The organism is uncultured Leptotrichia sp. (assembly GCF_938036635.1).
Classification (GTDB): domain Bacteria; phylum Fusobacteriota; class Fusobacteriia; order Fusobacteriales; family Leptotrichiaceae; genus Leptotrichia; species Leptotrichia hongkongensis.
In genome coordinates, this window is sequence record NZ_CALHQO010000127.1 from 1 (window position 1) to 2979 (window position 2979).

At 28.6% G+C, this 2979-nt stretch carries 3 protein-coding genes and 1 pseudogene; 1 reads left to right on the plus strand and 3 read right to left on the minus strand.

What is annotated here, in order from left to right; all coding sequences use genetic code 11:
- A pseudogene (locus tag Q0370_RS02345) lies at positions 1–181 on the plus strand (CPBP family intramembrane glutamate endopeptidase); the annotation flags it as partial.
- Between the two features lie 58 nt (positions 182–239).
- Here the strand turns inward: Q0370_RS02345 and Q0370_RS02350 are convergent.
- The 3 genes from Q0370_RS02350 to Q0370_RS02360 are packed head-to-tail and all read right to left on the minus strand — an operon-like array spanning position 240 to position 2882.
- The gene (locus Q0370_RS02350) at positions 240–851 is read right to left on the minus strand and encodes a PepSY domain-containing protein (RefSeq protein ID WP_299571592.1); all 612 of its coding nucleotides are present in this window, start codon (positions 849–851) and stop codon (positions 240–242) included.
- On the minus strand, positions 848–2212 hold the full coding sequence (locus Q0370_RS02355) for a cell wall metabolism sensor histidine kinase WalK (protein ID WP_299571595.1): 1365 nt from the start codon (positions 2210–2212) through the stop codon (positions 848–850). The genes Q0370_RS02350 and Q0370_RS02355 overlap by 4 nt, the downstream gene beginning before the upstream one ends.
- Positions 2199–2882, minus strand: a complete 684-nt coding sequence (locus Q0370_RS02360; protein ID WP_299571598.1) for a response regulator transcription factor — start codon at positions 2880–2882, stop codon at positions 2199–2201. The genes Q0370_RS02355 and Q0370_RS02360 overlap by 14 nt, the downstream gene beginning before the upstream one ends.
- Between the last annotated feature and the right edge of the window lie 97 nt (positions 2883–2979).

Consider the following 2979-nt stretch of genomic DNA (forward strand, 5'->3'; position numbering starts at 1 on the left):
CAATCTTGTTTCGATCTTTCTATACAAGCCTTTTATGATTATAGTTGAAAAAATATTTTATCTTCAAAATATGCCAATAATAACATTAATTATTGTATTTATTCCACCTTTATTCATATTTGATTATACTCTTAAACAGCTTAAAAATAGATTTAATTATGAAAAACTTTACAAAGCATAATTTTTAACAAAAAAATACCCTCTTCAGTATACTAAACTTTAGAGGATATTTTATTTTACTAATGTTCATTTACTTCCCATTTTATTACTTCACCTGTTATAGCATCAATGTCGAACTTATACTCTGTATTTTTATATACAATTCTTCCTTCATAAATCTTTCTTCCTTTTTCACTATCCATCTGAATATTTGTAACGTTGATTTTTTTCGCACCAGTAATCCGTGCAACTGCTATTTCTTTTGCTTTTTCCATTCCAATATATTTTGGTGTTTTTCTTATTTCTGTATCACTGCCATTTGTATTAATAATTTTTCCGTCATCTCTGATTACTGTTGAAGCTGATGACCGTTCTTTTTCACTGTAACTCAGAACTTTTCCTGTGTTTGCATCAATGTTGTATTTATATTTTTTCCGTTCTGTATAAAATTCTATTTCATAAATAAATTTTCTATTTTCTTTATCCAGACGAATTTTAGTCATTTTTGCAGAATTTTTTGCCACTTTTGAGTGATTCAATGCAAGTTGTTTTGCCTGTTCAATCGAAATTTTAACATCAACATTTAAAACTCTTACTGTTTTAGTCTTTTTAACTGAATTTTCATTTGCAAAAACTCCTGTCATTGTAATAAAAAATAGTATAAGCAATTTTTTTAAGAAATTTTTTTTCATTTTACCTCCTTTTTCAACTTAAATATAAACGAACTTCCTTTTCCAATTTCACTTTCTACAGCAATTTCTCCTTTGTGTGCCTCTATAATCCATTTTACCATTGATAAACCAAGTCCTAGATTTTCTGTTGTTCTGGAACTTTCCACCTGATAAAATCGTCCCCATATTTTAGGTATATTTTCTTTTTCAATACCAATTCCATCATCAATAATTTTACAGATTGCAAAATCTTTATCCTGTGTTAATTTTATCCATATATTACCGTTTTCACGACCATAGTTAACTGCATTTGAAATTAAATTTACAAAGACTCTCATAATCATCGTCTCATCACCAACAATAAAAGTATCTTCCTCTATTTCAGAATGAATTTTTATATTTTTACTGTCTGCACTATGTTGCTGGCTATCGGCAATAAGATGTGCCATTTCACTTATATTTATTTTATCAAAATTAAGTTTCTGATTTCCTCTGTCCATTCTCGATAAAGTCAAAAGCTGTGAAATTAATTTTGACATCTTTTTAGTTTCATCTAGTACAGAAGAAATTGTATTTTTTGCATTTTCTATTGAATTTAGATTTTCAAGTCCATATTCACATTCAGAAATGATAATTGCTACAGGTGTCCGTAATTCGTGTGAAACATCAGATGTAAACTGTGCTTCTCTTTCAAAGGAGTTTTGCAGTCTGTCAAACATTGTATCAAATGTATTTGCCAAAGTATAAATTTCATCATTTCCTTCTCCAATGTTAATTCTTTGTGTCAAATCGTTTCCCTCATTGATTTTTTCCGCTGCTTCCCTTATTTTTTCTATCGGTTTAAATGCTTTCTTTGTTATAAAATATCCGCTTATTGCTGAAAATAACAGGAAAAATGGCAATACAATCAGAGAAATCAAAACAATTGTTTCAATAACATTTTCCACTTCTGTTGCAGGAGCAATTCCACGAATATGAATAATACCATAGCCTGAAAAATTCTTTTTACTGTCAAAAATATACCATTTTTTATTTTTATGTTTTATAATTCTTACATCATTTTTATCGGAAAAAGTTTCATCATATTCAAAATCTAATGGAATATCCCCATAAATAAATCCTGTTTCATCATCATAAACCGACAAATGAACATTATTATTAAAAATAATAAAATCATTGTCAATCGTAAGTTCACCATCATAAACTTCAATCTCATCAAATGCTGAAACTACAGAGTTTTTTAAATTTTTGTAAGCGTTTGCCCGTATAAGATTTTCACTGATATAGATTATAGTTGTAAGAAATATGATTATAAGGCTTATAATAAGACCAATGTACCAGAAAGCTATTTTAGATTTTATAGAAAATTTATTCATTCTCATTATCAATCCTCAATACATAACCGAGTCCACGAACTGTGTGAATAAGTTTTGGAGTATAGCTGTCATCAATCTTTTTCCTCAAATATCTGATATATACGTCTATTACATTAGTTCCACCTTCATAGTCATAATTCCAGATATGGTCTTCTATTCTTTCTCTTGATAAAATTTTTCCTTTATTTCGTATCAAATATTCCAAAATCGAATATTCTCTACCTGATAGTTTTATTAATAAATCATCTCTAAAAACTGTTTTAGCATCAAGGTCGACCTTAAGATTAGCTATTGTAATTACATTGTCAGCATTTCCAGAATTGCGTCTTAAAAGTACACGGATACGAGCCATAAGTTCTTCAAAGATAAAAGGTTTCACAAGATAGTCATCTGCACCGTAATCTAGTCCTTTAACTTTATCATCTATATTGTCTCTTGCTGTTAAAAGTAATATCGGAACTTTATTTTTCTTTGCCCTTATTCTTTTAATCACTTCAAATCCATCAAGTTTTGGAAGCATAATATCTAGAATTATTGCATCATATTCAGTTCCTTCCACATACCTGATTGCCTCTTCTCCGTCAAAACAGCTATCAACTCCATAATATTCCTTTTCTAACTTTTTTGTAATAAGTTCGTTCAATTTCTTTTCGTCTTCTACAACTAATAATCTCATTATCTTTCACTCTCTTCCGTTTCCGTTAGTGTACATTGATTATTTTCACAAAATAATTGTAATTGTTCTATTTTCGTTATTTTTTCACACTTTTGAT